Annotated in this window: 13 protein-coding genes; 5 read left to right on the top strand and 8 right to left on the bottom strand. The window is 64.5% G+C overall.

Features of this window, described 5'->3' with window-relative positions; all coding sequences use genetic code 11:
- Positions 1 to 46: 46 nt before the first annotated feature.
- The gene (locus HWN72_RS18980; protein WP_008831466.1) at positions 47 to 616 is read left to right on the top strand and encodes an Lrp/AsnC family transcriptional regulator; all 570 of its coding nucleotides are present in this window, start codon (positions 47 to 49) and stop codon (positions 614 to 616) included.
- A 31-nt stretch (positions 617 to 647) separates the two neighbouring features.
- On the opposite strand, the gene fghA is transcribed toward HWN72_RS18980, so the two are convergent.
- From fghA to HWN72_RS18965, 3 genes are read right to left on the bottom strand one after another with little or no spacing between them, the layout of a single operon-like run.
- A complete protein-coding gene (gene fghA / locus HWN72_RS18975) occupies positions 648 to 1487 on the bottom strand; it encodes an S-formylglutathione hydrolase (protein ID WP_211150973.1) in 840 nt (279 codons plus the stop codon).
- Between the two features lie 4 nt (positions 1488 to 1491).
- A complete protein-coding gene (locus HWN72_RS18970; RefSeq protein WP_008831468.1) occupies positions 1492 to 1872 on the bottom strand; it encodes a VOC family protein in 381 nt (126 codons plus the stop codon).
- A 14-nt stretch (positions 1873 to 1886) separates the two neighbouring features.
- Complete coding sequence (locus HWN72_RS18965) at positions 1887 to 2999, bottom strand: S-(hydroxymethyl)glutathione dehydrogenase/class III alcohol dehydrogenase (RefSeq protein WP_008831469.1); 1113 nt, start codon at positions 2997 to 2999, stop codon at positions 1887 to 1889.
- A gap of 96 nt (positions 3000 to 3095) precedes the next feature.
- Between HWN72_RS18965 and HWN72_RS18960 the strand changes: the two genes are divergently transcribed.
- Positions 3096 to 3986: a LysR family transcriptional regulator gene (locus tag HWN72_RS18960; protein ID WP_289357217.1), complete on the top strand. Its 891-nt coding sequence runs from the start codon at positions 3096 to 3098 to the stop codon at positions 3984 to 3986.
- Positions 3987 to 3989: 3 nt separating this feature from the next.
- On the opposite strand, the gene HWN72_RS18955 is transcribed toward HWN72_RS18960, so the two are convergent.
- The gene (locus HWN72_RS18955) at positions 3990 to 6359 is read right to left on the bottom strand and encodes a TonB-dependent receptor (protein WP_211150971.1); all 2370 of its coding nucleotides are present in this window, start codon (positions 6357 to 6359) and stop codon (positions 3990 to 3992) included.
- Between the two features lie 608 nt (positions 6360 to 6967).
- On the opposite strand from HWN72_RS18955, the gene HWN72_RS18950 reads away from it, so the two are divergent.
- Complete coding sequence (locus tag HWN72_RS18950; protein ID WP_248006126.1) at positions 6968 to 7558, top strand: hypothetical protein; 591 nt, start codon at positions 6968 to 6970, stop codon at positions 7556 to 7558.
- A gap of 12 nt (positions 7559 to 7570) precedes the next feature.
- Here HWN72_RS18950 and HWN72_RS18945 read toward each other — a convergent pair whose 3' ends face one another.
- From HWN72_RS18945 to HWN72_RS18935, 3 genes are read right to left on the bottom strand one after another with little or no spacing between them, the layout of a single operon-like run.
- On the bottom strand, positions 7571 to 8992 hold the full coding sequence (locus HWN72_RS18945; RefSeq protein ID WP_211150978.1) for an efflux transporter outer membrane subunit: 1422 nt from the start codon (positions 8990 to 8992) through the stop codon (positions 7571 to 7573).
- A gap of 25 nt (positions 8993 to 9017) precedes the next feature.
- The gene (locus tag HWN72_RS18940) at positions 9018 to 10223 is read right to left on the bottom strand and encodes an efflux RND transporter periplasmic adaptor subunit (protein ID WP_008831474.1); all 1206 of its coding nucleotides are present in this window, start codon (positions 10221 to 10223) and stop codon (positions 9018 to 9020) included.
- The gene (locus tag HWN72_RS18935) at positions 10216 to 13419 is read right to left on the bottom strand and encodes an efflux RND transporter permease subunit (protein ID WP_036527186.1); all 3204 of its coding nucleotides are present in this window, start codon (positions 13417 to 13419) and stop codon (positions 10216 to 10218) included. The genes HWN72_RS18940 and HWN72_RS18935 overlap by 8 nt, the downstream gene beginning before the upstream one ends.
- Before the next feature lie 306 nt (positions 13420 to 13725).
- Here HWN72_RS18935 and HWN72_RS18930 point away from each other — a divergent pair, with 306 nt between their 5' ends.
- Complete coding sequence (locus HWN72_RS18930; protein WP_008831476.1) at positions 13726 to 14616, top strand: LysR family transcriptional regulator; 891 nt, start codon at positions 13726 to 13728, stop codon at positions 14614 to 14616.
- Between the two features lie 42 nt (positions 14617 to 14658).
- On the opposite strand, the gene HWN72_RS18925 is transcribed toward HWN72_RS18930, so the two are convergent.
- A complete protein-coding gene (locus tag HWN72_RS18925; RefSeq protein WP_008831477.1) occupies positions 14659 to 15975 on the bottom strand; it encodes a replication protein RepA in 1317 nt (438 codons plus the stop codon).
- 562 nt (positions 15976 to 16537) lie between these two features.
- Between HWN72_RS18925 and HWN72_RS18920 the strand changes: the two genes are divergently transcribed.
- Entirely contained in the window at positions 16538 to 17746 is a 1209-nt protein-coding gene (locus tag HWN72_RS18920; RefSeq protein WP_008831478.1) for an AAA family ATPase, read from the top strand.
- Positions 17747 to 17881 lie beyond the last annotated feature (135 nt).

Raw genomic sequence — 17881 nt, 5'->3', positions numbered from 1 at the left:
ACCCTCCCACGCCCTTTTGTTTGAAATCCAAAGGACATTCGGCACTATGGTTTCGAAGTTGAAAAAAGGGGCGCTCAACAAGATGGATATGCAGTCCGGTAAACTGCACTGGCTGGATGCTGCGCGCGGCAAGCCCGCGCAGCATGAACTCGACGATACCGACCTCAAGCTGATGCGTGCCCTCGTTTCCGACGGGCGCGCATCGGACGTGTGGCTGGGCGAGAAGGTCCATCTGTCGAGCACGGCGGTCGCCCGTCGCCGCAAGATCCTGGAGGAAGCGGGCTACATCACCCACTATTCGGCGAACCTCAACGTCCGTTCGCTGGGGTACGGGACGCTGGTGATGGTCTCGATCGAACTCGTAGCGCAGACGGAATCGGTGCTGCAGGACTTCGAGAACGCCGTGCTGCAGAGCCCGTCGATGCAATTCTGCGCCTTCGTGACGGGCGACACCGATTTCCTCATGATCCTCAACGTGCAGTCGCTCGAGGATTACGACATGATCTACCGAAAGGAACTCTCGGTGCTTCCCCATGTGCGGCGCATCCGCAGCAGCTTCGTCCTGCGCGAAGTGGCCAGCCGCCAGATCGCGCCCGTCATTCTGGCAGGGCGTTGACAAGACCGGGCCGGGCTGGGGCCGGATAGCCTCAGGCGCGAAGGCGCTCCGCGTGCCAGGCGACGTGCTGCGGCATGAACGTGGAGATGAAGTAGTACGAATGGTCGTACCCTTCCTGCATGCGGATCGTCGCGGCCTGCCCCGCCTTCTCGCATGCTGCGGCGAGCAGGGGCGTGCGCAGTTGCTCTTCGAGAAAGCCGTCCGCCGTCCCCTGATCGACCAGCAGCGCCGGAACGCGCGCGCCGTCCTCGATCAGCGCGCAGGCGTCATAAGCGCGCCAGTCGGCACGGTCTTTGCCAAGATAGCCCGTCAGCGCCTTGTCGCCCCACGGGCAATTAAGCGGCGAGACGATCGGCGAGAACGCACTGACCGAACGGAAGCGATCGGGATTACGCAGCGCGATCGTCAGCGCGCCATGTCCGCCCATCGAGTGGCCGGTGATCCCCTGCCGCGCCATGTCGGCCGGGAAATGCTGCGCAACAAGCGCGGGCAATTCGGCCTCGATATAAGAGCGCATGCGGAAATGCTGCGCCCAGGGATCACGCGTCGCATCGACGTAGAAGCCCGCGCCCTTGCCGAAGTCGTAGCTCTCATCGTCAGGCACGTCGTCGCCGCGCGGACTGGTATCCGGCGCGACGAAGATCACGCCATGCTGCGCGCATGCTGCACGAAACTCACCCTTCTCGGTGACGTTCGCATGCGTGCACGTGAGCCCGGAGAGATACCATAATACCGGCAGCTTCGTGCCCGGCTCATGGTCCGGCACGAAGACGGAGAACGTCATCGGCGTTCTGGTCTCGGCGCTGTCGTGGCGATAGACGCCCTGCGTGCCGCCGTGGCTGCGGTTGGTGGAAATCGTCTCCAGGCTCATCGCATCAGGCCTTCGGTGCCTGCCAGAGGCAGAGCTTGTTGCCGGTCGGATCGCGCAAGTACGCGCCGTAGGCACCGGGGAACATCTCGCGCGGGCCGGGTGCGCCTTCACAGGTGCCACCCGCAGCAAGACCTGCAGCATGGGCGGCATCGACCGCATCGGGACCGGATGCGGCAAAGCCGATCGTGCCGCCGTTGGCGAAGCTCGGCGCATTGCCGTCGCGCGGGGTCACCGCAGCGAAGAAGCCGCCAGACGTGGCGTATCCGACGCCGTGCCCTTCGCCGATCAAGTTGCCCTCGCCATGACCGAGCGCGCCGAGAACGGCATCGTAGAAGGTCTTGGCGGCCGGAACGTCATTGGCGCCGACCATGATATGCGTGAACATCGAAATTTCCCTCTTCAGAAGACCACGACCGAGCGAATGGATTCGCCCGCGTGCATCAGATCAAAGGCGGTGTTGATTTCTTCAAGGCCCATGACGTGAGTTATCATCGGGTCGATCTCGATCTTGCCGGTCATGTACATGTCGACGATCTTGGGCACGTCGGTACGGCCCTTGGCGCCGCCGAACGCGGTGCCGCGCCAGTTGCGGCCGGTGACCAGCTGGAACGGGCGCGTCGCGATCTCCTTGCCCGCTTCGGCCACGCCGATGATGATCGAAGTGCCCCAGCCGCGATGGCAGGCTTCCAGAGCAGTGCGCATCACTTCGGTGTTGCCGGTGGCGTCGAAGGTGTAGTCGGCGCCGCCGTCGGTCATCAGCACGATCTTCGCCACGATGTCCTCGCGGCTCATGCCCTTCGTATTGAGGAAATCGGTCATGCCGAAGCGGCGGCCCCATTCCTCGCGATCGGGATTGATGTCGACGCCGATGATCCTGTTCGCGCCAGCAAGGCGGGCTCCCTGGATCACGTTGAGGCCGATGCCGCCGAGGCCGAAGATGACGACGTTGTCGCCCACCTGCACCTTGGCGGTGTTGATCACCGCGCCCACGCCCGTGGTGACGCCGCAGCCGATGTAGCACGACGACTGGAACGGCGCGTCCTCACGTATCCTGGCGACCGCGATCTCGGGCAGGACGGTGAAGTTCGAGAAGGTCGAGCAGCCCATGTAGTGAAAGATCTGCTGGCCCTTGTAGCTGAACCGGCTGGTGCCGTCGGGCATCAGGCCCTTGCCTTGCGTGGCGCGGATCGCGGTGCACAGGTTGGTCTTGCCCGAGAGGCACGACTTACACTGGCGGCATTCCGGCGTGTAGAGCGGGATCACGTGGTCGTCCTGCTTCACGCTGGTGACGCCCGGTCCCACCGCGCGCACGATCCCGGCGCCTTCATGGCCGAGGATCGAGGGGAAGATGCCCTCGCTGTCGAAGCCGTCGAGCGTGTAGGCGTCGGTGTGGCAGATGCCGGTCGCCATGATCTCGACCAGGACTTCGCCTTCCTTCGGCCCTTCCAGGTCCACTTCGACGATTTCGAGCGGCTTCTTCGCCTCGAAGGCAACGGCAGCGCGGGTCTTCATGCGGGGTGTCTCCTTTTCGCCGCGGGTTCTAGCGCCTTGCCGGATTGTCGTTAATGGGGTTCTTGGGAAAAGCATTATAACCGAGTGGAAAAAATCGTGATTGGAGCCTGGGACGGCATCGAGGAATTCGTGACGGTGGCGCGGACCGGCAGCTTCACCGCCGCCGCACGCAGCTTCGGCGCTTCGGTCACGCACATGAGCCGCGCCGTTTCCCGGCTGGAGGCGAAGCTCGGCAGCCAGTTGTTCCATCGCACCACTCGCTCGCTGGGGCTGACCGAAGCGGGCCGCATCTTCTACGAGACCGGCAGCCGCCTGATCTCCGAGCGCGAGGACGCCATCGCCGCCGTCACCGCGCAGGGCAGCCCGCGCGGCAACTTGCGCATCACCTGCTCGTACACATTGGGAGAGCGGTTCATCGGCCCGGTTTTGCGCGAGTATGCGCGTGAGCATCCCAGGCTCGCGATCGCCTGCGACCTCGACAACGACGTCGTCGATCTGATCCGCGACGGCTACGACATCGCCATCCGCACGGGGCATCTGGAGGACTCGCGCCTCGTCGCGACACGGGTGGCTTCGCGGGCGATGGTCACCGCCGCCGCGCCCGCCTATCTCGCCGCGAAGGGACGCCCACAACGCATCGCCGAGTTGAAGGAGCACGACTGTCTCGTCGGCTCGGCCGCGCTCTGGCACTTCCAGTGCGGCGAAACCTTTCGTCCGGAAGGGCGCTGGCGCTGCAACAACGGAACGATGGTGCTGGAAGCGGCGCTGGAGGGCATGGGCGTGTGCCAGTTGCCCGCGTTCTATACGGCAGCGGCGATCGCAGAGGGCCGGCTGGAGGAAGTGCTCGCCGGAGAATGTCCCGACGACGGACCGATCTGGGCCGTCTATCCACGCCTCAAGCACCTCTCCCCCAAGGTCAGCCTGTTCGTGGCGCTGCTGCGCCGCCGATTGCCCGCTTTATTGGCGGGGCAATCGGCGACGGAGTAAGGCTCAGCGGCTACCGAAGGCGTAGCGGACGTTGATACCGAACTCGCGCGGGGCGGTGGTGGTCACGCCATTGTATGTGCTGGTGAACGTGGTCGCCGCGCCGCCCCCCAGAATGTTGCGATAGGACGTGAACAGCGGGTCGGTCCGGGTCAGCGTCTTGGTGGTGTCCAGCAGGTTCTTGGCGAAGAGCGAGACTTCCCAAGCCCCCTTGGCGTCGCGGATGCCGGTAAAGACATTGACCAGACCGTAAGAGCCGAGGTTGTCGTAAATGTTCACCGGATCGACGCGCGAACTGCCGAAGAAGTTGAACAGGCCGCGCACGTACGCATTGACGTGATCGCTCACCGCGAAGCTGTATTCGCTGGTCAGCGTTGCGCTGAACGGCGCCTGGAAGCCGGAGCGCTGGTTGACCTGGCAAGCCGAGATGTTGTCGCTGCCGACCGCAGCCTGCAGAACCGGCAGCGAAGGCGCGGACGTGATCACGTCCGGCACGCCGTCCCCGTTGAGGTCGTTACACGGAACCGTGCCGCTCTTGATCTTGCCGATCGAGTAGCTGGCGACGAGACCCAGGTTCCAGCCGTCCATCACGTCGATCGAAACGTCGCCCTCGATGCCGTTGACCTCGACCGGGACGGCGCCGACGAAGTTGAACTGGGTCACCACCGGGTTGTCCGGGTTGGTGTAATCGACGAAGTAGACCCCGCGCCCGCCGGTGCGGTACGGATAGTTCTTGAACTTCTGGTGGTAGGCCGTCGCGTTCAGGCGCATGCGGCCGCCCATAAGCGTGCTCTTGAAGCCCAGTTCATAGGACTTGGAGCTTTCCGGCGGCAGGTTGACGAAGCTGTCCTCCAGTTCCGACATGCGCTGGCTGAAATCGCCGACCACGTTGATGCCGGGACGCCAGGAGCTTCCCGTGCTCGCATAGACCATGAAATCCGGCGAGAAGTTGTGCTTCACCGAGGCGGAGTAGATCCACTTCTTCGCATCCTGCCCGGTCGTGGCGGTCGAGGCGCCGTTGATGAACAGGCCGTTTTGCGAAGTGTAGGAGATGTGGCGCACGCCGCCGGAAACTTCGGTCCCTTCACCCAGGTGCGCGGTCAGGTTGCCGAAGAACGACTGCTCGTGGCTGGTGTTGGTACGGTCGATGGCGGTGTTGACGATGCCAAAAATGGCGCCGGTCGTCGCGCTCGTCGGATAGCCGAGGATCGTCGGGCGGTTGAGGGTCGTCGGGTTGTCGTTCTTGTAGTCGAAGAAGCCGACGACATAGTCGAAGATGTCAGCGATGCGCGCGTCGTTCTGCAGGCGGATTTCGTGCGAGGTCGCCTTGGGCGACGAATAGGTGTCCTGAACGGTTCCGGCGGAAAAGAAGTTGGCCTCGTCCGAATTTTCGATGCCGGTGATCTTCTGGGTATAGTGCTGGCCCTGATAGATCAGCACTTGCCCGAAGCCCGATGCCTCCGCGCGCCAGTTGTAGATGTCGTAGATCTGGTGGATCGGACGCGGCGATTCCATGATCGAGCGGCGGTCTGAACTGTCGATATAGACCGGGCTCGCAGCTGCGTCGGGGTTCACTTCGCTGAAGGACGCGACCTGATCGTAGAGACGGGCCTTGCGGTCCATCTTCTGGTACATGCCCTCGAACTTGAGCCAGTCGGTGGGCTGCACGATAGCGGAAATGCGGCCGCTCTTGGTGCGCTGGAAGGGATCGCGCGCGGAAGTGATCGGGCGGACGCGGTCGGCCTCGTTCTCGTCCCAGACACCGGCGACGCGGATCGCGGCGATGCCTTCGATGATGGGCAGGTTGAAGCCGCCCTTGAAGTTGAGCGTGCCGATATCGTTGGCGGTCATATCGGTGAAGCCGCCCACCGAGTAGAGGTCGGGCTTCTTGGCGCCGATGGTGATCGAGCCCGAAGGCGCGGCGCGACCGCGCAGCGTGCCCTGCGGCCCGCGCTGCACTTCGATCTGCCCGATGTCGTACATCTGTTGCAGGATCACGCCCGCCGTGATCGGCGCGTCGTTGAAGTAGAATTCGACCGTCGGGTTGGTGCCGCTGGCCGAGACGTCGAAGTTGACGCCGCGCAGGCGGCCGCCGCCGCCGACGCCGTTCGCCTCGGTGGTGAGCTGGAGGCCGGGGACGAGGGTGGAGACTTCCTTGAAGTCACGGATGTTGAGCTTGGCCACGTCGTCCGCCGTCACCGTGTCGATGACTGCCGGAACATCCTGCACCGCCTCGTCGCGGCGGCGAGCCTGGACGATGATGACGTTGCCGGCGACCGCTTCGTCAGCGGAAGTATCCGCATTTTGCGCAAGGGCGGGGGTCGAGAGACCGGCCAGGCTGGCGGAACACAAAAGTACAGACGAAAGCAGCCTCATCACATCATCCCCATCATTGGTCTTACCGTTCCGGCCGTTCCCCCGCGCGGCCTGCGAGCCGCGCGGTTCGGGAAATGACCGGCGATCACCCCGTTCTTGTGGCGGGGCCATTGTTCCCCAGGTCTCCTCGAAGCGGAAACCTGTCCGGCCAATTGCAAGACTTTCGTCCCGTGATCGGCTTGCGGACCATACGAGGGGGGCCGCCTGGAATGAAGCAGTGGTGGCCAACATCTTCCCGGCGATGATGCTCCTGTTGCCATTCGCCGTGGCGATTTGTCGAAGCGCGCGCCATCAGACATGAGGTAAGTGCCGGAAATGACACTTTTCCTCAGGAATCAGCCGAAGTTCGCGGCACATGCACTTGGCTGAGGCGCCCAAGACCGAGCGCAATATTGCATTCGGTCTTACCAATTCTATCAAATGTCGCAAAATGACGGCGCTGCGCGGATTGGCTTGAGAGGTCCGCAGTGATGTTCGAATCAGCGGCTCATGGGAAACCTTCACCCGTGACACTTTGCCGCCGGTAAAGTGTCATTGCTGACAAAGCGAAGCGCGGCCCGGAAAGGGGATTCTCACGATTCCGTTTATGTGCTCTATTTTGCCTCGCTATGTTCTTTCACACGCCCCTCTCCCCGCATCGCGGGCAGGCCAGCGACATGGCGGACCTGCTGGACCGCGTGGCACAGACAAGTTCGCGGCCGCGCTATGCCTTCATGGTGCTGAGCCTTATCGCGGAAATCGCGCGGCCCGATGGCAGCGCCGGGCCGTTCATCCTGCGCGAGGGCCGCACTACCCTGCTGCGCGACTGGCTTTGCGACGCACTCGCTCCGATGGGTGCGCGCGATCCTAAGCGACTGATTCTGGCTGAAAAAGTGCGCCTTGATCTGCTCTCATCCGGCAGAGCCCCGGCTGAACCGGCCGCAGCGCAAGCGGTGATCGCCGCCGAAGTGCACGAGCGTATCCGCAAATCGGGCAAGACCAATTTGAGCCGCGCGGTATCGGAACTGGTGCAGGCCGGACTGGTCCGGCGCCATTACCAGGGCTTCCGCGTCGATCACCAGAACCGCGGAGCCGGGCGGCATGCGGTCTATACGCTGGTCGGCGGAGCCCGGTGCCTGATGGGGCGATCGGCCGCCATGCCCCAGCCCGCCCCGCCGGGCAGAAGCGAAACGCGTCAGGGCGAACTCCGGCTCAACTGACCTAATATTGGCTCAATCGCCCGACATGGAGCCGCCAAACTCCGTCAAGCCGCCGCCAACCGCCTTCACGAAGGCTACACTCGCCTGCATCCGCTGCGTCTGAACTGAGATGTAGGCGCGCTGAGCATCGAGAGCGTCGGTTTGCGCCGTCACCACGTCGAGGTAACCGGCCGCACCGTCGCGGTAGCGGGACATGGCAATGTCCCGCGTGCGCTGCGCGGCGTCGGCCGCCTCCTTCTGCGCGACGGCGGCGGAGGAAAGGTGATGCATCGCCGCGATCGCATCCTCGACCTGGCGGAAGGCGGTCAGCACCGTTTCGCGGTAGTCCGCTGCCGTCTCCTCGTAGTCCGCGCGCGAGATCTTGACCTGCGCCGAGCGGCGGCCGCCGTCGAAGATCGTGAGCAGGCTGGTGAGCGGACCGAGCGACCAGAACGTGTTCGGCGTCGTCAGCAACTGGCCATTGGTGGTTTCCCACCCGCCCGCCGCACCAAGCGTCAGCGAGGGGAAGAACGCCGCCTTGGCCACGCCGATGCGGGCATTGGCGGCGAAGACCCGCCGCTCCGCAGCGGCGATGTCCGGGCGGCGCTGCAGCAGATCGGACGGCGTCGCCGCCGGAGGCGCGGGCGGCGCGAAATCGCCGACCGCCACCGGCAGATCGAAGCCGGACGCCACTTCGCCGACGAGCGCGGCGATCTCGTGCTCGGTGGCGGCGCGCTGGTTGGCGATCGTCGCCACTTGCGCGCGCGCATTGCCGAGGACGGTGCGGGCGCGATTGACGTCGATCCCGGAGGCGACGCCGCCGGTGTGCCGCTTGTCGGTCAGGTCATAAGCCCGGGCGAAAGCCTCGACCGAACGGTCGAGCACTTGCGCCTGCGCATCGAGCCCGCGAAGCCGGAAATAGGCGTCCGCAACCGCAGCCTGCAGACTGAGGCGCGCGGAAGCGAGATCGGCGGCGCTCGCATCCGATTCCGCCGTGGCCGCCTTCACCTGGTTGCGAATGCGGCCCCACAGGTCCAGCTCGTAATCGATCGACCCGCCCACGGTATAGTCATTATACTTGCGGGAGCTTCCGGTGCTGAGCGGCCGGTTCGCCGACAGCCGCTCGCGCGAAGCCTGCCCGCTCACGCCCGCTTGCGGGAACAGATCGGACTGCTCCACCCGCGCCGCAGCGCGCGCGGCGTCGTACCGCGCAAGGGCTGCCGCAAGGGTCGGACTGGCCTTGGCCGCGCGTGCCTCGAGATCGGCCAGCGTGGGATCGGCGTAAACGTCCCACCAAGGCCCCCTGCCCTCTGCATCGCGCGGAGTCGCGGCAGCCCAGCCGGGCATTTCCTTGAACTGCGCGGGCGCCGCGGTCTGCGGCGGTTGGTAGTCCGGTGCCATCGAGCAGGCGCCCAGCGCGAGAGCGACCGACAGGCCCAGCGTCCGGGCGAGCATGCCCCTGCCCCTGTCAACGATGGGGTCAGCCATTGCCGCCGGCCTCCTTGGCGCCCTTCCCGTCCGGCGCGGCGACGCGGACGCGGTCACCGGTGCGGATGGAGTCCGGCGGGGAATCGATAACCTTGTCGCCGGGCTTCAGGCCTACCGAGACCAGCACGGTCTTGCCCTCGTCCCGGGCGATGGTGACGCGGCGCAGCGTGACCGTCCCGTCCTTGCCGACGATCGCGACGCTCGGGCCGTCCTCCGCCGCCATGATCGCGCTGCCGGGAAGGCGCAGGCCGCCGCCGACCCCGTCGATGGCGAAGCGCACATGGGCGAAGGCACCGGGCTTGAGCGCACCGTCGGAATTGTCCGCCTGCAGCTCGACCAGCATGGCGCCCGACTGGGCATCGACCGAATTGGCCGAGCGGGTCAGCGACGCCTCGAAATCGCGGCCTGCGAATTCTGGCAGATCGAGGCTGGCCTTCATCCCCGCATGGATCTGCGAAGAGTAGACCTGCGGCACACGCACGTAGATGCGCATGCGGTGTACGTCGGAGACGGTGAAGAGCGGCTGCGATGCCGCGTTACCCGACACCACCAGCGCGCCGATCTGGGCCGAGCGACTGGTGACGACACCGCTGAACGGCGCGGAAAGCTGGGTGAAACCGCGCTTTGCATTGAGTTCGCGCACGCTGGCCAGCGCGGCATTCGCCAGCGCGGTCTTGGCCGCGAGGTCGCCCGCCTTCTCGTCCGCTTCCTGCTGTGAGACGGCATCCTGCGCCAGCATCGACTGCCAGCGCTTCGATGTCGTCGCGGCAAGGCGCTGGTTGGCGAGCGCGGTCTGGTAGTCCGCCTTGGCCTGTGCCAGCTGCTGGTCGATCTCGGGCGCGTCAAGGATGGCGAGCGTTTGCCCGGCATTCACGTGATCGCCGATGTCGGCCAGCCAGCGGCGGACGTAGCCGTTGGTCCGCGCGTTGATCGCGGCGCTGTTGTAGGCCTGGATCGTGCCCGGCAGGACGAGCCCGTCGCCGCCCTCGGCCGTGGCGGGCGAAACGACGGTGACGGTCGGAACCGCAGCGTCTGCGGCCACCGCCTCGAGGTCGTTGGTGGCGCTGATCCGGCTCGCGACGCCGAAGGCGACGACGGCCAGCGCGACGACGGCGGCGCCGATGCCGACCTTCTTCAGCGTTCCGCTGGACGGGCCGGGGACGGAAGCGGTGTTTTCAGTGATCTCGGGTTCAAGCATGGCTGGGCTGCATTTCCATCGAACGGGTCTGCTCGTCGCCATGGGTGCGGCGGCGGTGGACGAAGCTGAACACGGTAGGGACGAAGAATAGGGTTGCGATCGTAGCGCAGATCAGGCCGCCGATCACCGCGCGGCCGAGCGGGGCGTTCTGCTCACCGCCCTCGCCCAGCCCGAGCGCCATCGGCGCCATGCCGATGATCATCGCAAGCGCGGTCATCAGCACCGGGCGGAAGCGCACGAGGCCCGCCTCGATCGCCGCCTTGGTGGCATCGCCCAGTTCGGCGAGTTTTTCGCGCGCGAAGCTGACGACGAGGATCGAGTTCGCGGTTGCCACGCCCATGCACATGATCGCGCCGGTAAGGGCAGGCACCGAAAGCGTGGTCCCGGTGGCGAAGAGCATCCATACGATCCCGGCAAGCGCGGCGGGCAGCGCGGTGATGATCACGAAGGGATCGACCCAGCTCTGGAAGTTCACGACGATCAGCAGGTAGATCAGGAAGATCGCCCCCAGCAAGCCGAAGCCGAGGCCGGAGAAAGCGGTGTTCATGGTCTGGTACTGGCCGCGGATCGTGACGCTGGAACCCTTGGGCTGTTCCTTCTCGAGCGAATCTATGGCCGACTGTACGGCGGCCGCGACATTGCCGAGATCACGGCCCTGCGTGGTCGCATAGATGTCGATCACGGGCTGGATGTTATAGTGCGAGACCACCGAGGTCGTGCTCGACCGGGTAAGCGAGGCCAGCGCGCCGAGCGGCTGCGTGGGCGTTCCGGCAGTGCCCGAGACCGGGATGTCCGACAGCGCGTTCATCGAACCGACCTGATACTCCGGCGCCTGCGCCACGACCGGATAGGACACGCCGTTTTCCGGATTCACGAAGAACAGAGGGGCGGTCTGCGCCGTGCCGGCCAGCGAACTGGCAAGGCTGGTCGTCACGTCCCTTTCGCTCAGTCCGTACTGACCGATGCGTGCCCGATCGACCTCCACGTCAAGCTGCGGCGAGCGCGCGGGCTGCTGCAGCCGCATGTCGGCGATCCCGGGAATGCGCGAAAGTCTGGTCATCAGCTTGTGCGCGTAGATACGCGCGGCGTCCTGGTCCTTGCCCGCGATCTGGATGTCGATCGGCGAAGGCGAACCGAAGTTGAGGATCTGGCTGGTTATGTCGGCGGGCAGGAAGGCGAACGTGGCGCCGGGGAAACGGCGCGGCATTTCCACACGCAGACGATCGACGAATTGCTCGGTCGGCTGGTGGCCTTCCTTGAGAGTGACCAGAACGTCGCCATCCTGCGGACCGATCGTTCCGCTGTTCGAATAGATGGTGTTGAGCGGGCTGACCGGCAGGCCGATGTTGTCGGTGACGGTGCCAAGCTGTTCTGCCGGAATGATCCGGCGGATCTCGCTGGTAATCGCCTCGAACCGCGAGGCCGAAGTCTCGATGCGGGTGCCTGCGGGCAACCGCACGTGCATGGCGATCTGCCCGGAATCGACCGCCGGGAAGAAGTTGCTGCCCAGGAATGGCATCAGTCCGAACGAGACGAGCACGATCGCAAGGAAGCCGATCATGAAGCCCTTGCTCGATCCCAACGCCCGGCGCAGCAGGCTGATGTAGACCGCCCTCACCTTTTCGAACCGCGCCTCGAAGCCGCGCTGGAAGCGGACGAACACGTTGCGCGAGCCTGGCTCTCCGGCGTTGTGATGGTTCTCGCCGTGCGGGGCATGCGGCTTGAGCAGGTACATCGCCATGGTCGGCACCAGCGTGCGCGACAGGATGAACGAGGCGATCATCGCGAAGACCACCGACAGCGCCATCGGCACGAAAAGATAGCCCGCGACGCCCGGCAGGAAGAACATCGGCACGAAGACGATGCAGATGCACAGCAGCGAGACGAACGCCGGCGTCACGATCTGCGCCGCGCCGTCGAGGATGGATTCCACGACGCCCTTGCCCTGCTCGAGGTGCCAGTTGATGTTCTCGATCGTCACCGTCGCGTCATCGACGAGGATGCCGACCGCGAGCGCAAGGCCGCCCAGCGTCATCACGTTGAGCGTCTGCCCGAAGATCGCCAGCGCCATGACGGCGGCCAGCACCGCCAGCGGGATCGACAGTGCGATGATCACCGTCGAGCGCCAGGAGCCGAGGAACAGGAGGATCATCAGCGAGGTCAGCGCGGCGGCGATCGCGCCTTCGTGGATGACGCCACTGACCGCCGCCTTCACGAACAGCGACTGGTCGCCCACGATCAGGACCTTGAGCGTGTCGGGCAGCGTCTGCTGGATGGAAGGCATGGCCTCCTTCACCCCGTTAACGATGGCCAGCGTCGAGGCTGCGCCGTTCTTGAGCACGGTCAGCAGCGCCGAGCGGCTGCCATCGACATGCACGATGTTCTGCTGCTGCGCGCTGCCATCGCGCACGTAGGCGACGTCACGCATATAGATGGTGGCGCCGTTGACGACCTTGACCGGGATGTCGTTGAGCGCGTCGATCGTGCTCGGCGAGTTGTTGAGGCGCACGCTGTACTGGGTCGCACCGATCTTCACGAAACCAGCTGGGTTGATCTGGTTCTGTGCGGCAATGGCGTTGCCGACGTCCTGCGCTGAAAGCCCGCGCGCCTGCAGCGCTTGCGGATCGAGGTCGATCTGGACCTGACGCTGCTTGCCGCCGGACGGGAACGGCATGGCAAGGCCGGGCACGGTGACGAGGCGCGGACGAATCTGGTTCTGGCCCAGATCGAAAAGCTGCTGCTCGGTCAGCCCCTTGCCCGATAGCGCAAGCTGTAGGATCGGGACGGTGGAAGCGGAATAGTTGAGGATCAGCGGCGGCGTCGCACCCGGCGGAAGCTGCTTGAGGATCGTCTGCGAGATCGAGGTGACCTGCGCCGTCGCGGTGCGGATATCGACGCCCGGCTGGAAGTAGATCTTGACGATGCCGATGCCCTGGTAGGACTGGCTCTCGACGTGTTCGATGTCGTTGACGGTGGTGGTCAGCACGCGTTCGTAAGGGGTGATCATGCGATCGCCGACGTCCTGCGGCGGCAGGCCCGCATATTGCCAGGCGACCGCGATCACCGGAACCTTGATCTCGGGAAAGATGTCGACCGGCGTTCTGAACGCCGCGAGGATACCGCCGACGGCAATCAGGATGGCCATGACGATGAACGTCAGCGGGCGGTTCAGGGCGACTTTGACGATACCGATCATCGACTTCTCCATGCGCCGCGAAGACACGGTCGATCCGTGCCTCGCGACCCCTTCAACGCCATCCTCGTCGTAGACCGACCGCACCGCCCTGCCCCGCCGCGCCCGAGGCGCAAGACGAAAGCCCGGCCGGCGATGCCGGGTCAGGAAACGGATCGGTCACCCGCCTTGTTGTTCGGGAGCGGTGTTGGCCGGCCGCATCGTGAGAGGAACCCCTCACGGGATCGCCGATGCGCGCTTGGATCTTTTCTGTCCAATATATATGGACGCATGATCAATATCCAAAACCTATCAATCGGAGCATGACCCTTGGAGCTCAGGCACCTGCGCTACTTCATCTGCGTGGCCGAGGAACTGCACTTCGGCGCCGCAGCCCGGCGCCTGGGAATCTCCCAGCCTCCCCTTAGCCAGCAGGTCCGCGCGCTGGAGGACGAACTGGGCGTGCGCCTGTTCGAACGCACCAGCAGGAGCGTCAAGCTGACCCGGGCCGGCTTGCATTTCCTGCCGCACGCGCGCGAGACGCTGGCGCAGGCCGATCGCGCCGCCCGCATTGCCCGACTGGCGGATTCCGGAGAGGTCGGCCGTCTCAGCCTCGGCTTCTCGCCTTCGGTGCCGTTCACCCCTTATGTGGTGGACGCACTCGCCCGGTTCCGGGCGAAGTTTCCGGAAGTGAGCGTCGAACTGCACGAACTCCCGCGCGAGGACCAGATCAGCGGCGTCGAGCGCGGAACGCTGGACATCGGTATCCTGCGCGCCTTCTCACCGCTGACGCTGCTGCCGCAGATGCAGATGCTTCCGCTCCAGTGCGAGGGAATGATGCTGGCGATGCGCCGCGATCACCCGTTCACCCGGTACGATCGCCCGCTTACGCTGGCCGACATCGAAGGCGAACAGTTGATCCTCTTCAGTTCGATGAACGGCGCCGGCTTCAACGAGATGCTCGGCCTCCATTGCGAGGAACTCGGTTTCCGTCCGACCGTGTCGCTGGAGGCCGACAGCTTCGGTACACTCGTGGGGCTTACCGCCGCAGGGCTCGGGATCACGATCCTGTCGCGTTCGCTTGCCCGCTTCAATGTCGATACGCTGACCTTCCGGTCGATCGAGATGCCGTTCTCCAGCCAGCTCTTGATGCTGCATTTGCGCGATGCCTCTCCGACGACGCGCAACTTCCGCAGCCTGATCGAACTGTCAGGCGAGTGACATGGTGTGCCCGCAGCCGTCAAACGGCTCGGACATCATCGGTCATTCGGCCTCGGTAGCGCTACGCCGTCTGGCATAGCTGACGACGAAGGCGTCCCACACCCGCAACCACTCGGTTTCGCTGCGCTTGCGCGAAATCCCGGGGAAGCCGGCGCGGAATGCGTCGGCCATCTGGTCCACCGCCCAGGGATGGCCCTTGTCCAGGCCGATCTTGCGAAACGCGGCTTCCCGCGCGCCGAAGCTCATGCTGCCGTTCGGGAAGTCGAGCAGGGGTTCGTCGGACGCGGCATTTCCGGAATCCGGGCGAAGCTTGCTGCTGCCCTTCGCCGGGACCGATGATCTCGGTGCCTCTTTTGCCGCGGGAGCGCCCAGCAGCCGCAGATGCGGTCCGACCAGCTTGCGCTCCAGCGGCGCCGGCGAGGGATAAAGCACGACCTTTCGCCCGGACATGTCGATATTGGCGTTCGGGTAGACTGCCGAGACGAGTTGCATGGTCTCGCGCACGGTCTGGCGGAAACGCTTGCTGTCCGCGTCGTTGCCGAGGTGGCGCGCCAGCTGGTCCCAGGAGATTGTCTGCCCCTTGTCCACGCCGATACGCGGCAGCCGATAGGCCAGATACGTATAGAGGTCGAGCGCCGTGGGCGTGCCCTTGAGTTCGCGGATGGCGACTTCGTTGAGCGGCACCGCATGCTCGATCAGGTGCGAATAGAACCCTTCTGACATGCGGATTTCGCGCGCGAAGGCCCCGTTCTTCTCGAGCGATCCGGCATATTCGTTGGAAATCTTGACGTCGCGCACCGCGAAAGCATTATCGCCAGCCTCTGTGCCGTCCCAGCGGATCTGCCATTCGCAGGCGAGCAGGCGATCGACCTGCTCGCGCATGCGGTTCGCCGTGCCGCGCGGTCCATAGGACACGGTCTGGTAGCCGAGCCTGCGCATCCATTCGGTGAAGTTGCGCCCGAGATAGACGTCCCGCGACCGCTTCGAGACGGCCTGCGATAGCAGATAGATGAGCGCGACGCGCGGATAGGCGCCATACGGCACACCGAGACTGCGCAGCACCGGCTTGCCGTCCACCGTCTGCAGTACGGGACGCGGATTGATGGCCAGCGCATACTTGCCATCTTCGCGCAGGATGGGCTGGGTCTCGTCCTTGGGCCGCTTGGTCGGCAGCGACATGGCGCATAGCGCCGAATGGAGGAACGCCGGAACCGGTTCCTCGTCGTGGACGCGCAGAAACGCATCCATCGTCAATTGCGATCCGGCAGCCTGGGCAAGTGAACGCACCCGCGCCTCGCCGCCATCGAGCATGGCGAGCGCGTACTGGTGTCCGATCGGCTTGCTGCTATCTCCGTTCATGTCGCCCTGCTCTGCCCCGACTCAGGGACCTGTAATGTCCCGCTTAGACAACAGGTTTCGGCCTGATTGGCAAGGAGGTTGGCAGTTTCGGCAGGAATTGGCGGTTGAAACCTACAAGCTCACCGATGATCTCGGTGCCTTTCTCGCGCCACTGCCAAATTTCCCTGTTTTTCAATCAAGCCGATTCGCGAATCGGATATTGATTAGGGATTCTTGTAATAGGTATGCGCTCCGAGATCATCGGTCCCAACCGCTCCGAGATCATCGTTCAAACGCACCGTCATCATCGCTGCGCACCGTCATCATCGGTCTTTGGGGAAAACCTCGCCCCTGCGTTCGCAAACGACCGGGATGCGCTGCCCCTGAAGGGCGATTCTGCGTCTGCAGGTCGCCAACGGCACCGAGATCATCGGTCGCGCGAATCGAGGCAATAGCCGCCTTCGTTCTTTTCGGGGCAAAAAGCACGGAGATCATCGGTGCTTTTGTAACACTGGTGGACGGTCGTTGCTCGAAACTTCCAACCCGGGTAGGGTCGGGCTTCAAACTCACAAGACGGGTATCTATGGCGACGACCCCTGCTCCTTCTGACATCAGCGGCGACGAACTGCTGGAAGATAGCCTTGGCCTGCTTCACCGCAAGGCTCTCACCATTCTCAAGCGTATCCGCGACGGAGCGCTCGATCCGGAGACCGGCCACAAGGTCGGTCCCTCCTACCCGATCTCCAAGGCAGCGTCCCTGGTCGGGCGGACGGCCTCGGCGATCCGCGAGGCCGAGCGCGACGGCCGCCTGCCCGAGCGAGACCGCACCGCGTCCGGGCACCGGGTACAATATACGCTGGAGGAACTCGATCACATGCGCGCCGTCTTCGGCACGCGGCCGTGGCGCGCGCCGGGCGATACTCCGGCGATCCTTTCGGTGTCGAACTTCAAGGGCGGCGTCGGCAAGTCCACCCTCGCCCTGCATATGGCGCAGCACTTCGCGATCCGCGGCTACCGTGTGCTGTTCATCGACTGCGACAGCCAGGCCAGCTCGACGATGATGTTCGGCTATCGTCCGGACGTCGATCTCGGAGAGGACGACACGCTCTATGGGCACTTCCATAATCCCGAACTGCTCGGCGTGCGTTCGATCATCCGCAAGACGCACTTCTTCGGGCTCGATCTGATCCCCGCCAATCTCAAGCTCTATAACCTGGAGTACGAGATCGCCGGCTACCTGGCCCAGAACCAGAGCTTCGATATCATCGACATCATTGCCCAGGCGATCGACGAGGTCGTGGACGACTACGACATCGTGGTCATGGATCCGCCGCCGGCACTGGGCATGGTGTCGATGGCCGTGCTTCAGGCTGCCAACGCCATGGTCATCCCCGCGCCGCCCAGCGTGATCGACTTCGCATCGACCGTCTCTTTCATCGACATGGCCCGTACCACCATGAAGCAGCTGGAGCAGCTGGGGGGCAGGGTGAGGCCTGCCTACAATTTCATCCGCCTCGTCGCCAGCCGTGTGGACGACAGCAAGTCCATGCACCGCGAGATCCTGGCGATGATGCGGCAGGTGTTCGGCGGCTCGATGATCGGCTCGGTGCTCAAGGTCAGCGCCGAGATCGACAATGCCAGTTCGCGTATGAAGACGGTCTTCGAACTCGACCGCCCGGTCACCTCGCATGAGGTCCATAATCGGTGCGTACGCTTCCTCAACGACGTCTGCCATGACATTGAACAGGACGTTTTGCGCACCTGGGAAAGCCGCGCCGGGAAGGTGGATTGATCTGTTGCCACGTGGCAACGAACGACAAAACACTATAAATTCAAAGTGATGTAAAATTCGATCCGGTGATTGCCTGCAATTGGATCGAAGGCGACAATGAACACGAATACCGGTGTTGCCACGTGGCAACCGGCG

It is taken from the genome of Novosphingobium sp. HR1a, from assembly GCF_015594425.1.
GTDB lineage: Bacteria > Pseudomonadota > Alphaproteobacteria > Sphingomonadales > Sphingomonadaceae > Novosphingobium > Novosphingobium resinovorum_A.
Note: the sequence above shows the minus strand (reverse complement) of the source record. Positions and strands in the feature narration are given on the sequence as shown.

What these genes read in the sequence shown, in the direction of transcription:
- HWN72_RS18980 (WP_008831466.1), top strand. Translation starts at nt 47, where the DNA reads ATGGTTTCGAAGTTGAAAAAAGGGGCGCTCAACAAGATGGATATGCAG.
- fghA (WP_211150973.1), bottom strand. Translation starts at nt 1,487, where the DNA reads ATGAGCCTGGAGACGATTTCCACCAACCGCAGCCACGGCGGCACGCAG.
- HWN72_RS18970 (WP_008831468.1), bottom strand. Translation starts at nt 1,872, where the DNA reads ATGTTCACGCATATCATGGTCGGCGCCAATGACGTTCCGGCCGCCAAG.
- HWN72_RS18965 (WP_008831469.1), bottom strand. Translation starts at nt 2,999, where the DNA reads ATGAAGACCCGCGCTGCCGTTGCCTTCGAGGCGAAGAAGCCGCTCGAA.
- HWN72_RS18955 (WP_211150971.1), bottom strand. Translation starts at nt 6,359, where the DNA reads ATGAGGCTGCTTTCGTCTGTACTTTTGTGTTCCGCCAGCCTGGCCGGT.
- HWN72_RS18950 (WP_248006126.1), top strand. Translation starts at nt 6,968, where the DNA reads ATGTTCTTTCACACGCCCCTCTCCCCGCATCGCGGGCAGGCCAGCGAC.
- HWN72_RS18945 (WP_211150978.1), bottom strand. Translation starts at nt 8,992, where the DNA reads ATGCTCGCCCGGACGCTGGGCCTGTCGGTCGCTCTCGCGCTGGGCGCC.
- HWN72_RS18940 (WP_008831474.1), bottom strand. Translation starts at nt 10,223, where the DNA reads ATGCTTGAACCCGAGATCACTGAAAACACCGCTTCCGTCCCCGGCCCG.
- HWN72_RS18935 (WP_036527186.1), bottom strand. Translation starts at nt 13,419, where the DNA reads ATGATCGGTATCGTCAAAGTCGCCCTGAACCGCCCGCTGACGTTCATC.
- HWN72_RS18925 (WP_008831477.1), bottom strand. Translation starts at nt 15,975, where the DNA reads ATGAACGGAGATAGCAGCAAGCCGATCGGACACCAGTACGCGCTCGCC.
- HWN72_RS18920 (WP_008831478.1), top strand. Translation starts at nt 16,538, where the DNA reads ATGGCGACGACCCCTGCTCCTTCTGACATCAGCGGCGACGAACTGCTG.